The 23,243-nt window shown below is 42.2% G+C and carries 23 protein-coding genes; 11 read left to right on the top strand and 12 right to left on the bottom strand.

The genetic code is table 11. From position 1 onward, the window contains the following. Nucleotides 1–59 precede the first annotated feature (59 nt). Together R8P61_13825 and R8P61_13820 are read left to right on the top strand one after the other, a co-directional pair. Nucleotides 60–824 (top strand): M15 family metallopeptidase, encoded by a 765-nt coding sequence (locus R8P61_13825; protein MDW3648141.1) that lies wholly within the window; start codon nucleotides 60–62, stop codon nucleotides 822–824. A gap of 8 nt (nucleotides 825–832) precedes the next feature. Beyond that, nucleotides 833–1,900, top strand: a complete 1,068-nt coding sequence (locus tag R8P61_13820; GenBank protein ID MDW3648140.1) for a methyltransferase domain-containing protein — start codon at nucleotides 833–835, stop codon at nucleotides 1,898–1,900. Here R8P61_13820 and R8P61_13815 read toward each other — a convergent pair. After that, on the bottom strand, nucleotides 1,897–2,229 hold the full coding sequence (locus tag R8P61_13815; protein ID MDW3648139.1) for a helix-turn-helix domain-containing protein: 333 nt from the start codon (nucleotides 2,227–2,229) through the stop codon (nucleotides 1,897–1,899). The two genes, R8P61_13820 and R8P61_13815, sit on opposite strands and share 4 nt — an antisense overlap. A 320-nt stretch (nucleotides 2,230–2,549) precedes the next feature. On the opposite strand from R8P61_13815, the gene gyrB reads away from it, so the two are divergent. Continuing rightward, nucleotides 2,550–4,532 carry a DNA topoisomerase (ATP-hydrolyzing) subunit B gene (gyrB, locus tag R8P61_13810; GenBank protein ID MDW3648138.1) on the top strand — a complete coding sequence of 661 codons (1,983 nt, stop codon included), beginning with the start codon at nucleotides 2,550–2,552 and terminating at the stop codon, nucleotides 4,530–4,532. Nucleotides 4,533–4,586: 54 nt separating this feature from the next. Continuing rightward, complete coding sequence (locus R8P61_13805) at nucleotides 4,587–6,041, top strand: glycosyltransferase family 39 protein (protein MDW3648137.1); 1,455 nt, start codon at nucleotides 4,587–4,589, stop codon at nucleotides 6,039–6,041. A 13-nt stretch (nucleotides 6,042–6,054) separates the two neighbouring features. On the opposite strand, the gene R8P61_13800 is transcribed toward R8P61_13805, so the two are convergent. The 3 genes from R8P61_13800 to R8P61_13790 all read right to left on the bottom strand — a co-directional run bounded on the left by R8P61_13800 (nucleotide 6,055) and on the right by R8P61_13790 (nucleotide 8,712). Further along, nucleotides 6,055–6,762: a hypothetical protein gene (locus R8P61_13800; GenBank protein MDW3648136.1), complete on the bottom strand. Its 708-nt coding sequence runs from the start codon at nucleotides 6,760–6,762 to the stop codon at nucleotides 6,055–6,057. A gap of 123 nt (nucleotides 6,763–6,885) precedes the next feature. Beyond that, nucleotides 6,886–8,010: an S-methyl-5-thioribose-1-phosphate isomerase gene (gene mtnA / locus R8P61_13795; GenBank protein MDW3648135.1), complete on the bottom strand. Its 1,125-nt coding sequence runs from the start codon at nucleotides 8,008–8,010 to the stop codon at nucleotides 6,886–6,888. A gap of 156 nt (nucleotides 8,011–8,166) precedes the next feature. Continuing rightward, entirely contained in the window at nucleotides 8,167–8,712 is a 546-nt protein-coding gene (locus R8P61_13790) for a methylated-DNA--[protein]-cysteine S-methyltransferase (GenBank protein ID MDW3648134.1), read from the bottom strand. Nucleotides 8,713–8,823: 111 nt separating this feature from the next. Between R8P61_13790 and R8P61_13785 the strand changes: the two genes are divergently transcribed. Then, nucleotides 8,824–10,401 carry a hypothetical protein gene (locus tag R8P61_13785; protein MDW3648133.1) on the top strand — a complete coding sequence of 526 codons (1,578 nt, stop codon included), beginning with the start codon at nucleotides 8,824–8,826 and terminating at the stop codon, nucleotides 10,399–10,401. 15 nt (nucleotides 10,402–10,416) lie between these two features. Here R8P61_13785 and R8P61_13780 read toward each other — a convergent pair whose 3' ends face one another. From R8P61_13780 to R8P61_13745, 8 genes are all read right to left on the bottom strand, one after another. Further along, nucleotides 10,417–11,700 (bottom strand): glycosyltransferase, encoded by a 1,284-nt coding sequence (locus tag R8P61_13780; protein MDW3648132.1) that lies wholly within the window; start codon nucleotides 11,698–11,700, stop codon nucleotides 10,417–10,419. Continuing rightward, entirely contained in the window at nucleotides 11,697–12,746 is a 1,050-nt protein-coding gene (locus R8P61_13775) for an NAD-dependent epimerase/dehydratase family protein (protein MDW3648131.1), read from the bottom strand. The genes R8P61_13780 and R8P61_13775 overlap by 4 nt, the downstream gene beginning before the upstream one ends. Before the next feature lie 532 nt (nucleotides 12,747–13,278). Continuing rightward, entirely contained in the window at nucleotides 13,279–13,752 is a 474-nt protein-coding gene (locus R8P61_13770) for a Dabb family protein (protein MDW3648130.1), read from the bottom strand. A 7-nt stretch (nucleotides 13,753–13,759) separates the two neighbouring features. Next, entirely contained in the window at nucleotides 13,760–14,065 is a 306-nt protein-coding gene (locus R8P61_13765; protein MDW3648129.1) for a DUF4286 family protein, read from the bottom strand. 130 nt (nucleotides 14,066–14,195) lie between these two features. Continuing rightward, the gene (locus R8P61_13760; GenBank protein ID MDW3648128.1) at nucleotides 14,196–15,371 is read right to left on the bottom strand and encodes an NAD-dependent epimerase/dehydratase family protein; all 1,176 of its coding nucleotides are present in this window, start codon (nucleotides 15,369–15,371) and stop codon (nucleotides 14,196–14,198) included. Nucleotides 15,372–15,565: 194 nt separating this feature from the next. Then, nucleotides 15,566–16,210, bottom strand: coding sequence for an alpha/beta hydrolase (locus R8P61_13755; GenBank protein MDW3648127.1), 645 nt, complete (start codon nucleotides 16,208–16,210; stop codon nucleotides 15,566–15,568). Nucleotides 16,211–16,213: 3 nt separating this feature from the next. After that, on the bottom strand, nucleotides 16,214–17,896 hold the full coding sequence (locus R8P61_13750; GenBank protein ID MDW3648126.1) for a glutamine--tRNA ligase/YqeY domain fusion protein: 1,683 nt from the start codon (nucleotides 17,894–17,896) through the stop codon (nucleotides 16,214–16,216). A 61-nt stretch (nucleotides 17,897–17,957) separates the two neighbouring features. Beyond that, nucleotides 17,958–18,725 carry a copper homeostasis protein CutC gene (locus tag R8P61_13745; GenBank protein MDW3648125.1) on the bottom strand — a complete coding sequence of 256 codons (768 nt, stop codon included), beginning with the start codon at nucleotides 18,723–18,725 and terminating at the stop codon, nucleotides 17,958–17,960. A gap of 107 nt (nucleotides 18,726–18,832) precedes the next feature. On the opposite strand from R8P61_13745, the gene R8P61_13740 reads away from it, so the two are divergent. The 6 genes from R8P61_13740 to R8P61_13715 all read left to right on the top strand — a co-directional run bounded on the left by R8P61_13740 (nucleotide 18,833) and on the right by R8P61_13715 (nucleotide 23,201). Further along, nucleotides 18,833–19,648, top strand: coding sequence for a hypothetical protein (locus tag R8P61_13740; protein ID MDW3648124.1), 816 nt, complete (start codon nucleotides 18,833–18,835; stop codon nucleotides 19,646–19,648). 3 nt (nucleotides 19,649–19,651) lie between these two features. After that, on the top strand, nucleotides 19,652–19,879 hold the full coding sequence (locus tag R8P61_13735; protein MDW3648123.1) for a helix-turn-helix domain-containing protein: 228 nt from the start codon (nucleotides 19,652–19,654) through the stop codon (nucleotides 19,877–19,879). A 17-nt stretch (nucleotides 19,880–19,896) separates the two neighbouring features. Further along, on the top strand, nucleotides 19,897–20,301 hold the full coding sequence (locus R8P61_13730) for a hypothetical protein (protein MDW3648122.1): 405 nt from the start codon (nucleotides 19,897–19,899) through the stop codon (nucleotides 20,299–20,301). A 135-nt stretch (nucleotides 20,302–20,436) separates the two neighbouring features. Beyond that, nucleotides 20,437–20,880 carry a hypothetical protein gene (locus tag R8P61_13725; GenBank protein ID MDW3648121.1) on the top strand — a complete coding sequence of 148 codons (444 nt, stop codon included), beginning with the start codon at nucleotides 20,437–20,439 and terminating at the stop codon, nucleotides 20,878–20,880. A 99-nt stretch (nucleotides 20,881–20,979) separates the two neighbouring features. Next, entirely contained in the window at nucleotides 20,980–21,567 is a 588-nt protein-coding gene (locus tag R8P61_13720; protein MDW3648120.1) for a HupE/UreJ family protein, read from the top strand. A gap of 110 nt (nucleotides 21,568–21,677) precedes the next feature. Then, complete coding sequence (locus R8P61_13715) at nucleotides 21,678–23,201, top strand: OmpA family protein (GenBank protein ID MDW3648119.1); 1,524 nt, start codon at nucleotides 21,678–21,680, stop codon at nucleotides 23,199–23,201. The last annotated feature ends 42 nt before the right edge of the window (nucleotides 23,202–23,243 follow it).

The following is a 23,243-nucleotide window of genomic DNA, read 5'->3' as shown; positions in this document are numbered from 1 at the left end:
TCAGAAGTATATTTCTCCTCCTTACAGCTGGCCTTCTTCTACAAGCCTGCAATTCCTCTATGAGTAAATCTCAGGCTATGGATGAAGCAAAGTCCCTGGAATCAGGAACTGAAATAGACACGATAGCAGAAGTCATTATGGCGAAAGATACCATTGCCAATACGTATTTATTGGGCCGCTTTGATCCCGCAAAACATGAAGACTTTGAAAAGATCACTGCTACCCATGGTGCTGGTTCAGGTTTGGGAGCTTATCTACACAAAGAAACCCTGGCGGCTTTTAAGGAAATGCATGCAGCAGCAAAAGAAGAGGGCGTAAAGCTTACAATCAGATCTGCAACCCGTAATTTCTTTCGTCAGAAGCAAATCTGGGAGGCAAAATGGACAGGTGCTCGTAAAGTAGGAGGTAAGGACCTCTCAAAATCAAAACCTGATCCTACTGATAGAGCGACTGAAATTTTACTCTTCAGTTCTATGCCCGGCACTTCTCGGCATCATTGGGGAACAGATATGGACCTCAATGCATTTGAGAATAGCTATTTCGCTTCTGGAAAAGGATTGAAAGAATATGAATGGTTAAAGGCGCATGCTGCTGAATATGGATTTGGGCAGCCCTATACGGAAAAAGGAGAAGGCAAGCGCCCCTTTGGCTATGAAGAAGAAAAATGGCATTGGTCCTATCTGCCCCTCGCCAGAAAGCTACTCAAAGCCTATAGCGCCCAAATAGTTCCGACCGATATTCAGGGATTTAAGGGGGCAGAAGTAGCAGAAGAATTGAAAGTAATCGAGCGCTATGTTGAAGGCATCGCTCCTGAATGTAAATAAGCTTTTTTATGCCTGCCTATTTTGCCCGCTGTTTACGTGGACTGGAAGATATTTGTGAAGCTGAACTTGCAGCTATTGAGGGATTGGAGGTAAAGGGCAAAGGCATTCGTACCTTGTTTTTTGAGTATAAGGGTCCTGCAGCAAAACTTATTAGCCTCCGAAGTCTGGACGATGTTTTTATTCATTTAGGAAGCCTCTCTGGAATGAATCATACGCGGGCCATGCTTGCAGAAATTCCTGATCGACTTCAACTCCTCCTGGAAAATCTTCCGGAGCAGATAGAAATAGTCCGGACCTGCAGGCTACTTTCTCCTGCTCCCAGCTATAGTCTGACCATTGGATTGCAGGGGAAAAAGAATTTTTCCCGCTTCGAGTTACAAGACAAACTTTTGCCTCTTTTTCAGAGCAAATTGAAAGGCGTGTATTTCCCTAATGAAAAAGGGAGTGAAGGAGGAGAACTGGATTTTCGCATTTCTTTGGAAGGAAATCAATTGGAACTGGGCATACGTTTAGGGGAAAAGCCTTTGCATAGAAGAGAATATAAGCTTCATAGCAGACCGGGTTCTACCAAAGCACCTCTGGCTTATATAATGGCTTACCTGGCAAGGATCAAGCCGGACAATCTGGTTCTGGATCCCTGCTGCGGGGTAGGCACAATTTTGATAGAAGCTTCAAAGGCATTTCCTGAAGCTAGGTATGAGGGAGTCGATATTCAGGAAGAGGCGGTAGTATATGCGAAAGCGAATTCCGAAGTAGCAGAGAGTAAGAGTAAATTTCAGCAAGGGGATTTACGGAACTTGCCATATGGAGATGGGAGTGTCGATCGAATCGTCAGTAATCCTCCCTGGGGCCGCCAAGTAGCCTCTCATATTGAGTTGGGAAGCTTCTACCGGGAAATGTACCAGGAGTGGAAAAGATTGCTTACTGCAAAGGGGATTCTTGTCATTCTAACAGATCAGGAAGAGAGCATGAGGAGCTTGTTGAGCAGTGAAGAAACATTCCAGGAAATAGAGACCTATGAATTAAGTCTTTTTGGAAGTGTAGTCAAACTCTACCTCTGGCAAAAACTTGTTTAGCTTTTTTCTGGCATATGTTCTTCTCCCCAGAGCCTCATCGCAGCTATAACTGGAAGAATAGAATTGCCGTATTCTGTCAAACTGTATTCCACCCTGGGAGGGATTTCTGCAAAAATTTCCCGATCCAAAATCCCGTCTTTTTCCAGTTGCCTGAGTTGTTGGGTAAGCATCTGTTTGCTGATACCTGCTATCCCTCGGTGCAGAATTCCAAACCTATTGGCCCCTTTAGAAATGAGGAAAAGAATAATAGGTTTCCACTTGCCACCGATTTTGCTCATGCAGTAAGTAACCGGGCAATCTTGTTCTGCTATTGAAGTAGGAAGGGCCATTTTTTAGAAAATATATATAAAGTATTGATAATCAGTAATAGTCATATTTTTATGACTAGTATGGATCCTCTGTGATAGCAGTTAAATTAAAACAATTAATTTTCAGCTTCCTAAAATCTTCCAAAATCGAGCCCTGAGGGAGGCTGGAAACAGGCCATTTTAAAGGTGGTAAAAAATGGAGGTATCTGCTTGAAAATCAATCGTTTTTTTATCCAAAAATAAGTCTTCGAAACTGGCTGGATTAATATGATCTTTGCCCTTTTTTGCTTATCTTGCAAGGAAGAAAAAGGAAAAAACGAATCTCGTATAAATTATTGAAAATGAGTGATATAGAGAATCAGTCCCAGGATTATTCCGCAAGTAATATTCAGGTCCTTGAGGGGATAGAGCACGTAAGGAAAAGGCCTGCCATGTATATTGGTGATGTTGGGGAAAGAGGACTCCATCATTTGGTGTATGAGGTGGTGGATAATTCCATTGATGAGGCCATGGCAGGGCATGCTTCGCACATCGATGTAATCATCCATGAAGACAATTCAATTGAGGTTACAGATGATGGTCGTGGAATTCCTGTGGGGATACATGAAAAAGAGAAATTATCTGCATTGGAGTTGGTGATGACGCGATTGGGAGCTGGAGGTAAATTTAACAAGGACAACTACAAAGTTTCCGGTGGATTGCATGGGGTAGGGGTATCTTGTGTAAATGCCCTTTCAACCAAATGTGTGGTTTTTGTTTTTCGGGATGGCAAGAAGTACCATCAGGAATATGCCTGTGGAAAAGCTTTGGGACCCGTTGAGCAAATTGGAGATACAGACAAAAGAGGTACGGAGACACGCTTCTGGCCAGACGATAGTATTTTTACTGTAAAGGAATATAAGTTTGATACCCTGGCATCTCGCTTGAGAGAGTTGGCGTATCTAAACCGTGGAGTAAGGATCACCCTTACGGATTTGCGTGAGCCTCTTTCTGAAATAGATAAAAGAAAGGAAGAGAATGAAGGCAAAACCCACCTGGCTGAGACATATTATTCTGAAGGTGGTTTAAAGGAGTTTGTTAAGTTTCTCGATTCTTCTCGTGAACCTATGCACCAGGATCCTGTGTACATTCAGGGTATCGACAAAGAGCAAACAACTCCAGTGGAGATTGCTATTCAATACAATCGCTCCTTCAAGGAAAACATTCACTCCTATGTGAACAATATCAACACACATGAAGGGGGGACACATGTTTCCGGATTCAAAAAAGCCCTGACCAGAACGTTGAAAAACTATGCTGAACGCATGGATTTTCTCAAGAAAATCAAGTTCAATATCACAGGGGATGACTTTCGTGAAGGTCTCACTTGTGTAATCTCTGTAAAGGTTCAGGAGCCTCAATTTGAGGGGCAGACCAAAACCAAATTGGGTAACTCAGAAGTATCTGGTATTGTGGAGTCCATTGTAGGGCGCAGCCTCAATGATTATCTGGAAGAAAATCCCAAGACAGCAAAGATGATCATCGACAAGGTGATCATGGCAGCAGAAGCCCGGAATGCGGCTAAAAAAGCCCGTGAGGCGGTTCAGAAGAAGTCCATGACTATCGGTGGAGGTCTACCGGGTAAATTGGCGAACTGCTCCAGCCGCAAGCCTGAGGAATGCGAAGTATATCTGGTGGAGGGTGATTCTGCGGGCGGGAGTGCTAAACAGGCTCGCGATCGTAAGTTTCAGGCTATCCTGCCTTTGAGGGGAAAGATTCTCAATGTAGAAAAAGCTCGTCCTTCTCGTATCTACGAGAATGAAGAGATCAAAAACATTGTGATGGCTTTAGGGGTTACCGGCCTGGGACAGGATGAAGAATTGAATATAGAAAAGCTTCGTTACCACAAAGTCATCATCATGACGGATGCAGATATTGATGGTAGCCATATTCGTACACTGATCCTTACTCTATTTTTCCGTAACCTCAGACCTCTTATCGAAGCGGGGCATGTCTATATTGCTCAGCCTCCTTTATATCAGGTGAAAATGGGTAAAAAAGGTTGGTATGCCTGGTCTGAAGAAGATCGTAAGCAGATCATACAGGAGCGGGCATCAGGAGATGACAGTAAAGTGAATATACAGAGATACAAAGGACTGGGGGAGATGAACCCTGATCAGCTTTGGGATACTACTATGGATCCTGCAAGAAGGACACTACAGAGAGTTAGTATCGAAAGTGCTGTAGAAGCGGATCGCCTCTTCTCAACCCTGATGGGCGATGAAGTACCTCCAAGAAGAGAGTTTATCGAAAGAAATGCTAAATACGCCAATATCGACGTCTAGCGATTTCAAGATATCATGATATATTGGGGCAGGGATTTCCTTGCCCCATTTTTTATGGAATACCTTCCCGGAATACTAATCCTTTCCCTCTTTCTACTGGCATCAGTAGGCATTTTATATTGCTACAAACAGGAGGATTATCGAAAAGCTCTCTGGCTTATCCTGGGATTGGCTTTGTCACTGCGGGTATTTCTCTCTTTAGAGCCACTTATCCACAAATGGGATGAAAGGTACCATGCATTGGTCGCAAAGCATCTGGTTCAGCATCCTTTGATCCCTAGTCTATATGATGATCCTCCCCTGGAAGCAGATTTCAAAGATTGGGGAAGAACAGAGCTCTGGATTAGCAAGCAAACCTTACCCTTATGGTTAATGGCGGGAAGCATTGCCATTTTTGGAGATGGCGAATTTGCCTTGCGAATACCTTCGATTCTCCTCGCTCTTTTGAGCGTATACCTCAGTTTTATAGTCGGGAAAGAATTATTTGGGATAAAAGTTGGCCTGATAGCCGCTTATTTGCACGCGATTCATGGACTATTCCTGGAACTTAGCGCTGGGATAATATCTTCGGATCATGTAGAACTTTTCCACCAACTCTCTTTACAGGGAGGGATAATTGCAGCAGTATTTTACCTGAAATATACACGAGAGAAATACTTATACCTTCTGGCTTTTTGTATGGCCGCTGCCTTTCTTTCCAAATGGATCAGTGCATTGATGATCCTCTTTGTATTTTCCGGTCTATTGTTGGCTCAAAAAAGAGATTTCAAGATGCTTGTGAAGAGTCTCTTTAAAATTACAGGGATCTTCTTGCTTCTAATAGGGCCCTGGATGTCTTATTTACTCCTAAACTTTCCGGAAGAAACGAGCTGGATGCTGTCTAATGTCTTGTTCCCGATTTATGAAGCAGAAGGAGGTCATCAAGGATCTATATTTTACTACCTGGACGAAATCAGGATCATTTTTGGTGAATTGATTTACCTGCCCCTGATCTACTTATCTATCCGAAATCTCCGCTGGAAGAAAAGAAGTTCTCAACAGATAATTCTACTTTGGATATGGATTCCCCTCATTCTGCTTAGTATAGCTGATATGAAACGGCATACCTATATCCTGGTTTCTGCTCCAGCCTTTTTCATCTTACTTGCATTTTTCTTTCGTTTCTTTTCCCTCTACGCCCATCGATTTCAAAGAAAAAAATGGCTACTTCAATTACTGGCGATTCTCTTATTGGTTTTGCCAATACGCTATTCTCTTGAAAGGCTTAAGCCGTTCAAGCATCGTTGGGAAAGACCCCAATGGCAAAAGGAAATGGCAGATTTTGTGAACTCTCTTGAAATTCCGGAAGAGAAAATTATACTCTCTTCGGAACCGCATCACCTGGAAGCGATGTACTATTATGAGGTATATGCCTATGAGTACGAATTGAAGGCAGATCAAATAAAATTCCTCCAGGAAAATGGATTCCAGGTATTTAAAAAGGAGGAAGATGGCTACAGGAAATATTGAGAAAACTCTCTCCTTACTTCAAGTAGGCCAACATTTTCCGTTTCGCAACTGGCAATAATGCTTCTTTTTCAGGAAAGGCTTTTTCTGTGTACAATAAATAGGTAGCTGGATTGGGAAACTTCTGATGGACCTTGATCAATTCCCGTTTCATATGCTCATAGGTATTGACAATACTGAGCTCAAAAGTCGTCAGAGGATTCATGGAAATTCCATGATAATTGGCTTCTATGTTTTCGAAGAAAACAATTTGATACTCGAAAGCCTGCACAAACTTCTCTGGCTGAATCTGCAGAAAAATATAGCCTTCCTTTTTGTAAAGGGGGATAATTCCGATGGGCTCGATTTTCAATTCCTCGTCTATGAGTTCATAGATTTCTTTTCCCTGTCGGAGTTTACCTTCTATTTCAGGAATGGAATAGGAGACGATATGTTCGATCTCCTGCATATTGGGATGCTCCCTAATTGAGGGCTCAATCTGAAGTTTTAGTTTTTTCAACTCATCTTCACTGATCTTTCCGGGAAATTTTTCAGATAGTTTTCTTTTCTCTTCCTGAAAAGAGGCAAGATTTCGTCTGTGAAAAATGAGTTCTCCAAATGAGGGGTATAAGCGATATTCGGCAAACTCTCTGCTGACTTGCTGGAGATATGCCAAAAGAACGTATTTCTTATACTCAAAATCGAGGGTTCCTTCCATGAACCAATCCGTACTCAATTGCTTCATACTAGAATATACGGATTTTTACATTTTTAAGCTAGTGAAAATGAATAAGCGTGATGCAGGATTGTATCCATAAATAAGGGGCAGATTAAGATCTGCCCCCGCATATATATATGTTATATTTTCTTAAGTCGTTTGCTGAACTTTTTCTGGAAAAAGACTGGAAATACCTTCTTCATTAGCTTTACAAACCCCTCTTTCTGTGATCAAGGCAGTGACGTATTTTGCCGGAGTAACATCAAAGCCATAATTGATTGCTGGACTTCCATCTGGCGTAAGCCGAACTTCTTCTATGACTTCACTTTCTTTATTCCAGCCTCTGATATGGCTTACTTCTTTGCCATTACGTGTTTCTATTGGGATCTCTTTGATTCCATCTCTCATTGTCCAGTCAATAGTAGTAGAAGGCAAGGCTACATAGAAAGGAATAGCATTGTCCCAGGCAGCAAGGGCTTTGAGATAGGTGCCGATTTTATTGGCTACATCTCCGGTATAGGTGGTTCGATCTGTGCCGACAATACAGAGGTCAACTTGTCCATGCTGCATGAGGTGGCCTCCTGCATTATCAACAATGACGGTATGAGGAACTCCATGCTGTTTCAGTTCCCAGGCTGTAATTCTGGCTCCTTGATTTCGAGGTCTGGTTTCGTCTACCCATACATGAACTGGAATGCCCTTATCATGAGCCATATATATAGGTGCTGTTGCAGTACCCCAGTCTATGGTTGCCATCCAACCCGCATTGCAATGGGTCAGAATATTGATCGTCTCCCCGGGTTTTTGTGCAGCAATTTCTTCAATCAGCCCTAAGCCATTTTCTCCTATTTGTCTGCATATTTCCACATCCTCTTCCAGAATCATTAAAGCCTCATTTCTGGCAGCTTCAATTTTTGATTCAGGATTAGCAGAAGTTTGTATTACTCTATCCAAACGCTCGATTGCCCAGTGGAGGTTTACAGCTGTGGGGCGAGTGTTCCAAAGTTTGTCCAAACAAAGTTTATAATAACTCTCCGGATCTTCTTTGTCCTGCATTTCCACACAAGCGAGATACATACCTAAAGCGGCAGTCCCTCCTATCAAGGGAGCACCTCTGATCCACATATCTTTGATGGCATGAGCTACCTCATCCACCGTTTTAAGATCCACTATCTCAAACTGGTGAGGAAGTTGTCGTTGATCAATGATTTGAATGGTAAGGGGGTCGTTTTTTTTGAGCCAGATCGTGCGCTGTGCGTTTCCGTTGACGAGCATTTAGACGATTTTGAAATTGGTTTTGAGTCGAATGAGGCTTGCAGGCCTTAAATTTACTGAGATTTGGGAAGCTTAAAAAGGAATGTGGGAAAGTGTTTTAGTATTATCCTGCAACTGTTAATCATTCCTATATAACACAAAGAAACTAAAACACTCCTAAAAAAGCTCCGTCTGTTTTCCATGTAAAACGGCCCACTCATGCTGTAAGAGCCAGCGTTTTCTTTTCAATCCACCGGCATATCCTGTGAGTTTTCCGTTGCTTCCGATTACTCGATGACATGGTACCAGTAACCAATGGCTATTCTTTCCACAGGCACTTCCGACTGCCCGTACGGCATCCGGAGAATTGATGCGTTTGGCGACTGTCAGGTAGGAACGAGTCTGTCCAATTGGAATCTCCATCAATTCTCGCCAGACTTTACGTTGAAATTCTGTGCCCTCAATATCGAGAAAGACAGTGAAATGCGTCCTTTTTCCTTCAAAATACTCATCCAGTTGTTCGATACACTCCAAAAGTATGGGATGCGTAGGATTGATTTCATAGGTAGGGTAATCGGTAAAGCAAAGCCCGGTTATACCAGCATCGGAAGCAGAAATTTCTACTGTTCCGATGGGAGAGTCGTAATATGTCTTGGCAACAGCTTCCATCTCTCGTAATTCTTGCCCTAAGTTACGAAATAAGCGCAAAATCTGTATGACCATTTCGCTATTTTCAGTGCTTGGGGCTTACAATTGAAAATTGTAAATTGTAAATAGCCATGTATTCCCCTCTCAGAGGGACAATTAAGTTATTTATGTATTAGCCCCAAGAACGTGAAATTTATACACACACTGCTTCTCCTTGCCTCTTCTCTTGCTTTATCTGCAAATAACAACTGCCCCCAAATCTCAGAACTGCTTTCCTCCTATGAATTTCAATGGGTCATTTCTCAACAGAGCCTGGAACTGGATGCTCAACACAAAGAAGGTCTATCTGCAATTGCACAAGACATAGCTGATCTGCATGCTCGCTTACAAACCAGTTCAAGAGAAGCCATCGAAAATCATGACCGAATCAATATTGAAGGGAATTGGAACCAGGTGTGCCTGGTCAATCTATTGACATTGATCCAAAACCAGGGAATCAATCGCAAAATGATGAATGATGCTGCCCTGACTTCATTAGATATGATGTTGGATTTGATCGATCCGTTTTTACTTCCCTTCACAACATTTAAGCGCTTTCTGACATCGGAAGTGGTGGAAGAATTGATTCTGGAAGCATTGAAAAGCGATGATCCGGAAGCAAGCCTGAATGATGCAATTGATAAGCTTGGAGAGAAGAATAATATAGATATGGAAGATAGTGCTGAAGGGGATAAAGTAAAAACCAAGCTGAAGCAATTGATGGATATGTACGCCCTCAGCAAAGAAAATGCACAATTGCCGGATGATGCCAAGTGGCATGGATGGAGTTTTGATCCGGGTATGTCAAGCCTCGATGATTTATTATCTATGGTTAAAGATGTTGAGCATACCTTGCTTTCTCAGGCTATGGTAAGATTTGGCACAACTCCTGAAGATGAAAATCCGGTAGAGGACACAGGAAAAGGAGAGGGGAGTATTCAGCAAAGATTGGTAGTGAAAGGGGTAGCTGATAAACCTTATCCCAAAAGCCAAAGATGCCAGGGACAAATTCTGGATTATGAGATTGTGATTAAGAATTATGGACATGTGGAAAATGGGAAATTCGTATCGGACTATGTAGAATATGATATCATCCTTAATTGCTGCGAAGAAGAGGAGGATGAGGACATCAGTTATGGATCTGATTATTCTGAACCCATCAATTATGTCCCGGGAGGAGATTATGCCTTTTTACCTGCCGGTATTATTGGGCTAGGTAGAAGTGAAGGAGACAACCTTTTTTGTGTGGGAGCTAGTGCACAATATTATCCTAATACCCCTTTGGGGCCTTGTGGAGCTCAGCCAGCCCTAGGCATGCAAGTGAAGTATGGCTACCAGGGAAATTCAGCAGATGGATCTTCTTTTAGCCAATCCCAGCTTCAAATTGTTCCACAAGCCTTGCTTCTTTCTCCGATTATCCCAAATCTGAGGCTGATCAGTGGATTGAGTTTCCCGATTAGTTTTGGAAATCAGGTCTCAAGTTTTAGTGGGCAGGATATCAAGGATAATATAAATTCCTTTGGCGTTTCTCTGACAACGGGTTTATCCCTTGAACTTCCCAATTGGAATATACAATTGCAGACGGATGTCGCAAGTTTTGTGAGAACTACAACTTCTCCGGCTTCAAGTCCGGGGAGTGAGTTTAGCGAAAGTGATTTTGGATTTTGGTTGAACAAATCCAATCCCCTGACTTTGAGTGTTGGAAAGAGGATCGAATCATTTTAATGAATAGAGATTGCCTTAAGTATTGAGAATGGCTTTTGCATAATTGGCCCAGCTCAATTTTTCGGTAGCGGTTTTTACATTTTCGCCGGCTAGTGGATGCTCAATAAATCGTAGCATTTGCTCGGCCATAGAATCGATGTCCTGATCTTCTGCCAGGTAGCCATTGAATCCGTCTTGTATGGTTTCGGGGAAGTGGCCAACCTTGGTTGCAAGTATGGGCAGGCTGAAATTGTAACTCAAGGATTCGATGCCCGAGGGAGTAGCTGTCAGGTAATACAGCACTACACAATCACTGGACTGAAAGTATTTATGGACTTCTTCATTGGCGATAAATTCATTGAAGACAGCCGTGCGATCTTCCAGCTTCAGCTCCTTGAGTAGCTCCAGGGGGCGGTATTCTCCTTCATCATCTGCCTTTTTGAGGAATAAACCTTTCGCCAAGCCAAAGAGTGCACTTTTGATGCGGGTGGAAAGTTTGGATTTATCCAGGGTATTCCAAAAAGATTCCCCACAGATTAGCAAGGAAACATCCTCTCTTTGATCAGCCACTTTTTTAAATGCTTGTATGGCATTGTGGAGGCCTTTGTATTTTCGGATGAAACCAAAGAAGAGGAAAACATGCTTTGCCAATCCATGTTCCTGCTTAAATGCTGCTACATCAAAGCCTGGATCAGGTTTAAACATATCATAAATGGGATGATAAAGTTTTATGACTGTTCTTTCACCCGATGTTTCCGTCCGTGTTCCCTCTTCACTGAGGTAGAAGTTCTTCTTTGGAAAAAGCGTTTGAAGTTCTCTATAGGTTTTCAGGGCATGGACGATATATCCATTGGCATTCCCGATTCCCATCTTTGTAAAGATGCGATCGATATTGCTGTTCTCTTTTTGAATGACAAAATGAAGGTCTACGATCACTTCTATATCCTTGATTTTACTCAAACGGGAAATGATTCGGCCTAAAGGGAGCCCCTGAATAGCAATTGCCCACTGGAATACGACAATTTCCGGTTTTAGGCTTTTGATATACCTGACTGTAGCACCCCAGCTAAAGGGATTATTGTAATTGGTGATGTACTTGACCTGTACATCTGTTCCCTCGAGTAAATCAGTTTTGCTGGATTTATCTACAAATTCTCGGGGAATGATGGCTGGATATTGTTGGGTCCAGGAAACGATATGCACCTCTGTATTGGGCTCTTTATCAAGTGCTATGGCCAATGAGGTATTGTAGTTTGCGATCCCTCCTTTGAATTTGGGACCCGGACCAAAACAGACGATACGCTTTTTCTCCGAACTCATGCTTTTTCCAATCGCTTCACAGCTGCATCATAGACTCGACGCATACCTTCTTCCAGGGTGATTTTGGCTTCCCATCCCAATTTCTCTTTGACAAAATCCATATTGCAGTAGCGGGAGTGTACGCCTACAGGCTTATCCAGCAACTGCTTGATGGGGGGATCGTAGCCGGCAAATTTTGTAAAGAGTCCGATGATTTCGCGGAAAGAGGTTAATCTTCCCATACCGATGTTGATGGCAGTTCCGTCCTGAATATGATCCATGGCCAGGAGGATACAGTCCAGTACGTCATCAATGTGAACAAAATCCCGGCCCTGATGTCCGGTTCCCCATACTTCAAAAGGATCTTCCTTAGCGGCAGCACGTGCGGCGATAGCCGGTATAGGGTAGGAGAGATCCTGATCTTCTCCATATCCGGAGAATGGCCTGATACAGGTAACTGAAATACCATAATGGCTGGCAGCCAGTTTCGCCAAATATTCCCCGGTCAATTTGCTCCAACCGTAAGTCATATCCGGCTGGCCCATATTATTGAAATCGATATCTGATTCTGAAAGGGCTATGGCTGCTGTATCCGTTTGTAAACTGATGGGATATGCTGCGCTACTGCTTGGATACATCACCCGCTCGGGTTTGTATTTACAAGCCCAATGGAAAAACTCTGCATCTATAGACAGATCGAGGGCGACCATCATGGGATCTCCATCGATCTTTGCTCTGCCTCCTACAATTGCGGCAAAGTGAAAGACATCCTGAAATTTGGGGATGTCTAATCCATAATTTTCCTGAAAATATGTGTGATCTTCGTAGATATTTCTGATTACATCTCTGATGTCTGACTGGATGAAAACCAGGCGGCCCTCATCGCCCAAAACCTGAGCATTTTTTATCTGTTTGCTCACCGGCAAATCTTGCCAGCTTTCTGGAGCTGTTCCGACAGAGAGGTCGTCAACAAATACAATGATATCCTGAGTAGTATTATAGAGCCTTTTCACCATATTTCTCCCCACAAATCCGCATCCCCCGCTTACCAGATGTGCCTTCTTCATATAGAAATTTGAGATAGGTTTTGTTTATAAATTGAAATGCAAGCTCATCAATGTTGAACTTAGTTGCAAGTGCAATTTTTAGTCCTAACTAACTGAGTATTTCTGTTTTTCTTTTTTTGAGTGATATATAATTGGATTCTTTTTTTATGGGTTGGTTTCCATCTTTTTTAGAAAAAGATGGAGTCAAAAATCGCAGAGCCCAAAGCCAGCCACACTCGCCGCCCCGGCTCCCGATGGGCTCTGCAGGGCCATCGCTCTGGGGGGTATGGATTTAAGGTTCCTACTAACGTTAACACCCTAACACACAAAAACACCAACACGTTTTATAAGATGGAGTCAAAAATCGCAGAGCCCAAAGCCAGCCACACTCGCCGCCCCGGCTCCCGATGGGCTCTGCAGGGCCATCGCGCCTGAGGAGTGTGTTGTAATAATTTAAGGTTTCTACTAACGCTAACACCCTAACACCCAAAAACACCAACATCCTGAATTATCAATGAAGGATCTCATCTAAGGAAAAAGAAAAGCAAGGACCCTATTTAATAAAGTAATCGTAAACCACCGGAGGTCCCCCAAAAAAATCCTTGAGTTTGGCTCTTTGTTCGAGGTGGAATTCATTTTTCTGATAAGCTTCCAGATCATCAAGCGACTTAAAAGACATTTGTAACACCAAACCCTCTATGCTTCCGGCTCTGGCGTCTCCTGTATTTCCCAAATCTCCTACTTCAAGACTTTTTACCTCTTTAATTTTTCTGAGTGATTCGAGGGTAGAAATAGCTTCCTTTGTCTGCTCTTCAGATAGTCCTTCTTTCATTTTGAAATAAACGATATGAACAAGTTCACTGGCAGGAAAAACGTCTTTCTCAAGATCCCGCTTGAGTAATTCTGATTCAAGCTGTAAAATTTCCTCTTTAAGAGCTTCGGCAATTTTCTCATTTTCTATTTCAGCCACCTTATCGGTACATGCGAATAGAGACCCAATAATGAGTATGCTTATAAAATGTTTCATGATCTTACTATTTCTCAATTAACTCATAAACCTTTCTGCTGGCTTTGATTTTACCTGCAAAACGGGAATTGGCGTCCTTCCTCATTTCATCAGCATAATCCCGATAATAAATATCCAGAGAAGCCTGATTCGGAGCGAAATATTCTCCGACATAACTGACCTCTTCTTCTCCTTCATTCAGAACTTTACGCAGGTTGGCAAAGGCAAAACATCCGGTATTGACTACATCATCCATATGTTTGTCCATCATATACCTTTCCCAATCATGGCCGTCTTTCTGGGCGAGTGTAATGGTAACTGAGTAAACGATCATGTATGTTTTGATAAAAGAATTATTCAAGTGACAGGGGAACAAAGCAATTGCCCTTATCGAAACAAAGGTAATGCTTTCTCCGAAAAGGCTTGCGATTTTAGCTAATCCTTTCTGCTGATTTTTTTGCTTGTCAGGAGCGTTCTTTCCAGGCCTTAAGAATGCTTGCCTCTCGTGCGATCATAGAATTCGCTCCCGATACAACTCTTTGCCTTCTTTCTTCTGAAACGGCATCAGAATTCCACCACTCAATGGTCATCTGCATGGTATCGGAAAGTGAGCGAAAAGTAAGTCCATGTTCGATGGCTTTTTTATTCTCACAAACGCCCATTCCTTCAAAATCTCCTACCGGAATGATCCAGGGGGTGATGGCGTAAACGCCCTGTTCTTGTAAGAAGTCATAATCATCTACTTGTGTAAATGTGGCGGGTATGTTAAAGCTTGCATGAGCTCCATAAACAAAAGCAGGCATCGTTTGAGCAAAACCCGGACCTGAAGCATTGAAGGTACCTGCAGTTTTATCCTCGGCCAATCTGATCATCCATGCTGCTAAATCGCGAACATCTATATATTGGACTTTATCTTGCAGTTTACCGGGAATCAGGACTTCTCCACCTAAAGGAAGACGAGCTGCCCAATGGTTGAATCTATCCGTAGGATCACCCGAACCAACGATAAAGGTCGGTCGAATGACACAAGCTCTATCCTTACCAAAAATCCTTTTGGCAGCTTCTTCCGAATTGGCTTTCATCAAACCGTATTCATAGGTTCGACGGTTTTCATCTGTCAGTATATCTTCCGGAACTTCCAGCAATACTTTCCTATTTTCACTGAAATCTGTACCTGTAAATGGATAGAAGACACTTAAAGAAGAGGTGTACATATAGAGATCAGCATTGTCCTTTAACAACTCAGCTGTATCTTCCGTCCACTTCACCCTTCGCCCGGAATTATCTATCACCACATCCCATTTTCTGCCTTTGAGGGCTTCGAGATTATTTTCTCTATCTCCCACCAAAGATTCAACTTTGTCGAAAAGTTCTGCGTAGATTTTAGGCTTGGTTTTGCCTCGGGTGAAAGTACTGATTTCATGTCCCCTTTCGAGGGCATAGGCGATTTGATGTGGGCCCAAAAATGAAGTCCCTCCCAATAATAGGATTTTTAGAGACTTAGGCGCTTTCTTTTCTACTTTATGAAAAGGGCTTTGAGCTGTGAGGAGGTGGGTAGAGGAAAGTAAGGAGAGACTTGCTCCGACTTTTATGCTGTTTTGGAGAAATTTCCTGCGGTTTGAGTTTTTTGTAGTAGCCATAGGTTTTATTAATCGTATGATGTTTTCTTCTGTCAATCCTAGAAAAATGGCAAAAAATCGAAAGGAGAAAAGCCCGCTATTCCTCAATTCCTTTCCCCCAATTCTCCTTTACCAATGTTTAATTTTTTTAAAGTATTCTTGAGCTTTTCAGCCTTCATCTTCAACACCTCCTATTTTGTTCGCATTGGATAGAATCAAGATATCTCTTGGAGATGACTTTTTATAATTTCTTCGATCTCCTGTGCTTTTTCCCAGACGATGAAGTGGCCTCCTTCGAGGAGATGCTCTATTTGCTGCTTTTTTGGAGGCACCAATTTGTCTGAATCTCCATGAATTTGGATGAAAACCTGAGCGGGTTCATCAGTCTTCCATCCCAAGATGGCCCTTAATGCCCAGCGAAGAAAGTCCAGATCCGTTTCCGAGATAATCTTTCGTAAGAGCTTTTTATCTTCTTTTATTTTTACTCCAAATAGGAAGGGAGACATAAGTTTGAAAAAGGGATTTCCTATTTGAAGAAATACTTTCCGCAGAAAAATACGCGAGAGAGTAGAAGGGATTGGAGGCAGGATGGCCGATCGAGGAGTGCTGGAAATAAGAAAAGAAGCTTTGCTCCCTTTTTGCCGATGAATCTCAGATACCAACATGCCCCCAAAGGAAACTCCAATGAGGGCATGATCTTTTGTATCTATATGTTGACTAAGCCTGAGGGCATAGGACGGAAGAGATTCCTGTTTCTTTGGCTCGATCCAATCTAAATGAATGCACTCATAGCCTTCAAATTCCATCCGTGCAAATACCCGATGGTCAGCACCTAGTCCACTGATGAAATAGAGCTTCAAACTCTATTTGTTTTGCTTTTTCTTCCAGTTATCTCTGAGGGTTACGGTTTGATTGAAGATCAAATGATCCTCAGTTGAGTCCGGATCCACACAGAAATAGCCTTTCCGCATAAATTGTACGCGATCCATGGGCTTGGCAGAAGCCAAACTCGGTTCGACCAAAGCTTTTGTAATTTTCAGGGAATCCGGATTGATGAATTCTTTGAAATCTTTGTCTTTGTGGCCGGCAGGATCAGGATCATTAAATAATCTGTCGTAGAGCCTCACTTCGACCTCTTTGGCGTGCTCAGCAGAAACGAAGTGGATGGTTCCTTTAACTTTCAATCCACTAGTGTCTGAACCACTTTTCGACTCCGGGAAATAGGTACAATGCAACTCAGTGATTTCACCGGAGGCTTCATCTTTGACAAAATCATCACAGCGAATCACATATGCTCCTTTCAGTCGTACCATTCTCTCAGGTCCTAAGCGGTACCATTTTTTAGGCGAAGGGGGATTTTCGAGAAAATCATCCCTTTCGATATAAATCTCTCTGGAAAAGGGAACTTTTCGGCTACCTCCTTCTGGATCTTCGGGATTATTTTCTACCTCCAAATCTTCTACTTGTCCTTCGGGATAATTGGTAATGACCACTTTGAGAGGGTTTAAAACTCCCATTACACGAGGAGCTGTTTTATTCAAGTCCTCACGAATGGAAAATTCCAATAGAGCCAGGTCAATTACATTTTCCCTACGTGCTATCCCTACGCGCTCTGCGAACTTGCGGATACTGGCAGGTGTATATCCTCTTCTTCTGAATCCTGAGATCGTAGGCATGCGGGGATCATCCCAGCCATTTACAAGGCCCGTTTCCACCAATTCCTTGAGCTTTCTTTTACTCATGACCGTATAGCTCAGGTTCAGCCGCGCAAATTCGATTTGTCTTGGTCTGGGATCGAAAGATGGCAGATTGTCCAGAAACCAATTATACAAAGGTCTGTGTACTTCAAATTCGAGGGTACAAACAGAATAGGTGATTCCTTCAATGGCATCACTTTGTCCATGTGCCCAGTCGTACATAGGATAGATTTTCCATGTATTTCCGGTTCGGTGATGTTCTTTATGCAGGATGCGATACAAGATGGGATCGCGCATGTGCATATTGGGAGAAGCCATATCAATTTTGGCCCTTAGCACACGACTTCCTTCTTCATATTCTCCTGCCTTCATTCCTTCGAAGAGGTCAAGATTTTCTTTAACACTTCTATTTCTAAAGGGACTTTCTTCTCCAGCTTTGGTCGGCACGCCTCTCATGCGCCTCATATCCTCAACACTGGAATCATCCACATAGGCTTTGCCTTCCTTGATGAGTTGAACAGCGAAATCATAGAGTTGATCAAAATAGTCGGAAGCATAACGCAGTTCTTCCCAGTCGAAGCCCAGCCATTTTACATCTTCCATGATAGATTCTACATATTCTACATCCTCTGCCACCGGATTTGTATCATCAAATCTCAGATTGGTCTTTCCTCCATATTTTTGTGCAAGGCCAAAATTCAGACAGATTGACTTTGCGTGCCCGATGTGCAGATAACCATTGGGCTCGGGAGGAAAGCGGGTATAGACTTCTGTGTTTTTCCCACTCTTTAGTTCTTCTTCAATGATGCTCTCGATAAAATTGAGAGAACTCGCCTCAGTTGTACTCATTTGATCAAATAATTAATTCGCGCCGAATATTCGATTTTGGGGCGCAATTTACAATATAATGTTAGAAATTTCCCGACTTCCAGGCCTTATTTGCTGCTTGCAAAATATGGGATACCATTTCACGGCTTACGACGGTTCTTTTATACTCATCGTAAACCTGGACTCCCATGCTTAGGTTGGGATTTCGGTATTTCATTGGAGAGGAGATGGAGTGGCTTGCACTCGCATGAATATGATGTACGCCTGTATGCAAAATAAGTTCTCCGACATTCTCTGCTCTGATTCCTGCTCCTGCCATTAAATGGATTCTCCCTTTTGCGAGATCATGCAGATGCTCAATGTTCTCCCTGCCAATTACCACACTTTCCTCCTGACCTGAAGTGAGAATCATATTAAATCCACATTCGATAATGTCCTCAAGGGCGGCAGCAGAGTCTTTGCTCATGTCAAAGGCTCTATGAAAAGTACAGGGGAGATCTCCGGCCAATTCCCGCAATGCGGCAGATTGATCTTTTTGAATGCCTCCTTCTACATTCAACAAACCCATCACCAGCCCATCTGCACCAGCTTCTTTAGCCATGAGGATATCTTCTTTCATGACTTCCACTTCATATTCATTATAGAAAAAGTCTCCCCCTCTCGGGCGAATCATCACCATGACTGGCAATGAGCAATGTTTTTTTGTCTGTTTGATCATACCATAGCTGGGGGTAGTGCCTCCCTCAACCAGGTTATCACATAACTCAACCCTATGAGCTCCTCCTGACTCTGCAGCCAGGGCAGATTCAACCGAATCTATACATACTTCGAAAGAGAATTTTGGAAACATAATCGTATAAAACAGTATCAAACAATAAAAAACAGTAACAAAAGTTTGTAAATACCAGATAAAACCAGATATTTGAGTGTAAGTAACACAATACATCATAATAAACCATGCAATTTCCCCTTATCACACAAGCTTTCGAAGTGCTTAAAGACCGGGAAAGTTTCTTTCAGAAAATTCTGGATGATACGGTCCCTACCAAACTTATTGGTAGTCAGCTGACTCTCATGGGCCTTTTTACTTTTTTTTATGGCCTTATTATGGGGAGTTATAATAGCTGGATGCAGTCTTTGGTAACGGGTGTTAAGCTCTTCCTGCTCATTTTACTTACTGTTGCAATCTGTTTTCCTTCTTTTTATATCGTTCAAATGATTCTGGGCTCTAAGATTAAGCTCAAGCCTCTGTTGATCATTTTATTGAGCGGTTTTGTGGTAATGACCACCATCATGCTAGCCTTTGCTCCGATCGTAGTCTTTTTTCAAATGGGAGCTGAGAATTACAATTTTATCCAGCTCTTGCATGTGGGGATATTTATCTTCTCCGGTTCTTTTGGGATGAAATTTGTCCTGGATGGACTGACATATGCCTTTGAGAAAACGGAGGTTTATCCAAAAATCGGCGTGGTAATTTTCCGGTATTGGATCGTTATTTTTGCCTTTGTAGGAATGCAGCTTTCCTGGAACCTACGACCTTTTGTGGGAAGCAAGGACATGCCATTTGAGTTGTTCCGCGCCAACACCCAGGGGAACTTTTATACCACGGTGTTTTCTTCTATAGGACATTTGATGGGAATTTCAGGAGAAAACAATGAAGGAGATGAAAATGGAGAAGCCAAAGCCGAAGAACACCCCAAGCCTGCCCTGGAAATGAAACCTGAAGAAGTTCCTACAGCACAAGATGATAGCCTAAATTCGAATGATTCCTGATATATGGATGAGATCATGAACATAGAGGAGGTGGCCAAATACCTCAAACTAAAACCACAAACCATTTACAGTTGGGCGCAACAGGGAAAAATCCCTGCCGCCAAACTGGGAAAGGAATGGAGATTCCGCCGCTCGCTTATCGATATGTGGTTCAATCAGCACATCGATGAAAAATTTGACCAGTTGATGAATGACTGGGAAGAGAAACTTAAAAAAGGAAAGAAAAACTAAGCGTATAATTTACAATCATGACCAAACATATTTTCAACTTCCTCCTTGCTGCATGTTTAACTTATTGCCTGACTTCTTGTGATCGCCCTACATGCGAGAATACCAATCCTGTATTCAATCAATATGAACCAGGGGATGTCGCCTATCAGGAAGAATTGATTGATATAATGCAAGGTCAGGAATTACGTTATTGGTTGAAAGCCTATGAAAAAGAGGCAAATACCGAATATTTATGGCTTTATGTACAAAATGAAGATATCTGTGCCCTGGCAAAAATGAGGGTAGGAGAAGGGGAAGGAATAGAAGGACTGCTTGCTGCCCAGGGGGTAAGTTATAGAGGAGCCGAACTTGTGGGAGTTGAATATGAGGTTTATGATCAGAAAGAACTTGTTTTCAACCGGCTTGATCATATTTTGGATTAAAAGAAGAGAACGAATGACAATGAATAAAAATGGAGAAGTAGGAAGGATTTTACATGTTTGACCTCTATTTCATTTTTGACTTAACCTATTAAAAACTTTATCTACCTAAGACTGCTCAAAGAAATACCCGCATCTATGAAAAATCTAATTCAAACACACCTCTTGCTTATCCTGGCTTTAGCTATGTTTGCCTGTGATTCTGATCCCTGTCAATTCAATATAGATAAACACGAGATCCTGACAGGAATCGATGTGCCAAAAACAAAAGGAGGTGCTTGTATCCCCCATGAAGAATTGGGATTTAAGCTCTCGGTATGGGAATTGGATACCTTACACCTTGAAGAGAATTCGAGTTATGGAAGCTTGCAAGGCTATATGGACCATTTTAAGTTTAGTCCTTTGCAGGGCAGTATTCATGAGGATAAATTCAAATTGATCCCAGAAAAATATCAAGCCAAATTGCTGGAAGATGATCTGTATTTCCGATCTGGTGAAAGAGGTACAAAGCGTTGGATCATGATCATTAGCCGTAAAAGTGCCATTTTATTCGGAGAGGTTATAGAGGAAAAAAGTGAATAGACTTGAGGAAAGTTCTGACTTGGCAGATCCTTGCAGTTATTTTCTGAGATTTTTTTCATATTGCTGATCAAAACCGGATCATAAAACTGCTAAGCTCTCATGGATCAATTTCTCTTTTACCTCGAATTTGGTTTTACGCACATCCTCGACATTGCCGGCTATGATCATATGTTGTTTCTGTTGGCGTTGTGTGCTTTATACAGACTGAAAGACTGGAAACGTGTATTGATCCTGGTCACAGCATTTACCATCGGCCATTCGGTTACCCTGGCAGCGGCAGCATTGGATATCATTCAGATTTCCAGTGAACTCATCGAATTCCTCATTGCTTTCACCATATTTCTCACTGCCGTTTACAACCTTACACTGGCCCGAAATGAAGAATTGAGTAGGGGACAGGTACAAATCAATTATGCAATGGCCCTGATTTTTGGATTTATCCATGGCATGGGTTTTTCCAATCAGTTCAAGGCTTTGCTAGGACAGGAAGAAAGCATAGTTCCCATTTTGTTTCCCTTCAATCTCGGAATTGAACTGGGGCAGATTCTCTTTGTCATTGGGATTATGCTGTTCGGAGGATTTTTGGTTGAAAAACTAAAACTGCCCTTCAAGTATTGGAAATTTAGTTTGTCGATCATCGCTGGATTGCTGGCACTTTATATGATGAGTCAACGGATTTTCTGGTAGCACATCTGTTTCAAAATGGGATAATGTAGGTTCGGGGCTTTACAGATAGTTGAGAAATTCATTATCTTAAGGCTAAGCCCCTTTTTTATTCCATCCAAAACACAAACACCATGAGAAAGATCTTATGTATGGTCGGATTCCTCCTTTTGACCAGTTTATTCGTTTCTGCTCAAAACAATCTCAATCACATTTACTTTAAAACTGCCAGTTCAACGCTTTCTACAGAAGCGAAAAAGACGCTCAACAAATTTATTGATACGTACGATCCCGAATCTACAGCTTTAGTGGAGCTTGTAGGTCATACAGATGCCGTCGGTACCCAGAGCTACAATGAAGAATTAGCGCTTCGCCGGGCTAGATCTGTGAAAGATTATTTGCTTCGAAAAGGGATTGATGCTGAAAGGATATTGATGAAAACCTTTGGAGAAACTCAACCATTAATGTCCAATCGAGAAGAGTCGGGTCGTAAGCAAAACAGACGGGTGAGTTTTGTCTGGGGAGATGGGAGTTTTGCCTGGTTAAATGAAGGAACAGAAATTCAGCAGGAAGAACTCCTTGGAATGGAGTTTTTGGGAGAGATTGCTCCTTATGAATACAATGAAAGGGAGATTGCGATGAGAGAATTAGTAGAATTACTGGCCCCCAAACAACAAATTTTCGGCCTGAAAAAAGGAATTGAAACCCGGATCGTAACAAAAGGGGGGGCGGTTCTCTTTGTCCCCTATGATGTCTTGGAAACCGAAGATGGAAGTGAAATTGAAGCACCTGTAAAGCTAAAGATCAGGGAATGTATCGATCGCTCTGATATGGTTTTTACAGGCCTGGACTCTCATTCTCCTGAAGGCATGTTGGAAAGTGGAGGTATGTTCCAGATTCTGGCCTATAGTGGAAATAAAAAGTTGAAGCTTAAAGAAGGTCGTAAAGTGGAGCTATATATTCCGACTGCAGAGGTAAAAGAAGGAATGGGACTTTATACTACAAGTGTATCTCCTCCCGCTGATCCGAATCTTTTTGGAGATTGGGAGCAAGACAGTAATTGGAAACTACCTGATAGTTCTCGATACAATAGTGTTAAGCAGACGGTATGGCTAAACATGAAAGAATCAGAGAAGATGAATTTCAGAAAACCGGTAGGCGAATTTGTTGAAACCCTTATCGATACATCCTGGCAAAATGATGTCCCGGTGATCATTGAAAATACCTATATATATCGAAAACCCAGACCTTCTCTGGAGTATCTGCGCTCGAGGAATAAACCCTATTTTTATGGCTTAAACCTGAGTCGTCTCGGTTGGATAAACTGCGATAGATTCATTTCTGATCGCCGACCTAAAACTGAACTTTTTGTGAAAAGCGATTATGAAACGCCCATGCTTCTCAAGCTTGTATTCAAAAGGCAAAACGGAATCATGAGCGCCTCCTATCTCACTGGGTCATATTTGGGATTTAGCAGTTTGCCGGTAGGAGAAAAGGTGACATTGGTAGCCATAGGGAAAGGAGAGAAAGAAAAAGAGCTGGTCTTTGCTACCAAGGATTTCAGAATTTCCGAGAATATGAAGATTGATGAGTTGGAATTGCGGAAAGGTTCTATGTTAGAACTTAAATCTTATCTCTCAGGGGCTATAGACATATGAAATAGGTAATAAGCCTAAGTATAGATGGCTTCGATTATTATA

Source organism: Bacteroidia bacterium, from assembly GCA_033391075.1.
GTDB lineage: Bacteria > Bacteroidota > Bacteroidia > J057 > J057 > JAWPMV01.
Note: the sequence above shows the minus strand (reverse complement) of the source record. Positions and strands in the feature narration are given on the sequence as shown.